Consider the following 1179-nt stretch of genomic DNA (forward strand, 5'->3'; position numbering starts at 1 on the left):
ATATCCGGGCGGAAGATGTTCATATTCTCACCAATGGTGATTATAATTACGCTGGCATCGGGGGGGGGGGGAGGTTAAAGGAACGGTTGCCAACACCACGGCGGTGAACAGCAGGGTCGAAACCAAGGGTGAATTTGCATACGCCGGCATCGGGGGGGGGAGGGTTTACCATGGAGGAACGGTTGCCCACACCACGGCGGTGGACAGCTATGTCAGTGGCTTTAAAAAGAATTTTGGATCTATCTCCAATGATCAGCTTCTTTGCCAAAAAGCAGACCTGCGTGTGTTAACAGCCAATTGCTCTTTGAGAACTGAATTTCTGGATGCGCTGGATGTTTCGTACAGTGATGCTTGCCCGGGAAATGCCGCTACAGCGACAACAACCGCTACAGTGCCAACAGTCGCCACAAGGCGCGGGGCCGTGGTTGCCAACACTACGCAGGTGAACAGTTTTGCCAGGAGCACAGGTTACTCTTCAGGTGTGGCCAGGGAGCCATTACCGGCCTCACCGGCACCGACGGTAGCGAACTCCACCATGAACCTTTCCGACCTGCCGGGGGCCACCATGACGCTGCCCACCACGGCGGCACCGCTGGCGGCTACCCTGAGTAGCGGCGCAGTAGCCGGTATCGCCGTGGGGACTGCTGCCTTTGCGGTGGCAGGCGTGGTGTTAGGGAGGTACATTTATCGTCGTTATTGCCGCGGGTCATCCGCTGCCGATGACCCGCAGGAGATGGTGGCCATCAATACTGTGGGACAGGCACAGAAGGCACGCACTCAAACGACGATAAAAGAGGCAAGAGAGAAACCTGCCGATGTACAACGCCCCAGAAGACCTGCTCCAGAGCTACCCGGACTGCAACAACCGGCACTGCCGGAAAAACCACCCATACGGCCAAGGGACTCGTTCTTTGAAGAACTCAGGGGGTGATTCCCTGGCATGAACACAAAGAAGATGCTGGCATATATGAAGAGATTGAAACTGGCAATCTCCGCAGAATGAGAACCGCTGTAAAGTAGATCATTTCAATGAGTTTGATATGCACAAACTCCGTTCACCCTGAAGCGGTTGGTGCCGGGGACAATACCTGAGCCTGGAGTTCATGCCATTCGACAGGCCTTGGATGTTTAACCTGTCTCTGATGACAACTCACTCACCGCAATTACAGAGTGAGTCGC

At 55.0% G+C, this 1179-nt stretch carries 1 protein-coding gene; it reads left to right on the top strand.

The features are described 5' to 3' along the window. Positions 1–103: 103 nt before the first annotated feature. Positions 104–931 carry a hypothetical protein gene (locus KDK15_RS16585; protein ID WP_257296502.1) on the top strand — a complete coding sequence of 276 codons (828 nt, stop codon included), beginning with the start codon at positions 104–106 and terminating at the stop codon, positions 929–931. The last annotated feature ends 248 nt before the right edge of the window (positions 932–1179 follow it).

The organism is Endozoicomonas sp. YOMI1 (genome assembly GCF_024606345.1).
In the GTDB taxonomy this organism is placed as follows: domain Bacteria; phylum Pseudomonadota; class Gammaproteobacteria; order Pseudomonadales; family Endozoicomonadaceae; genus Endozoicomonas.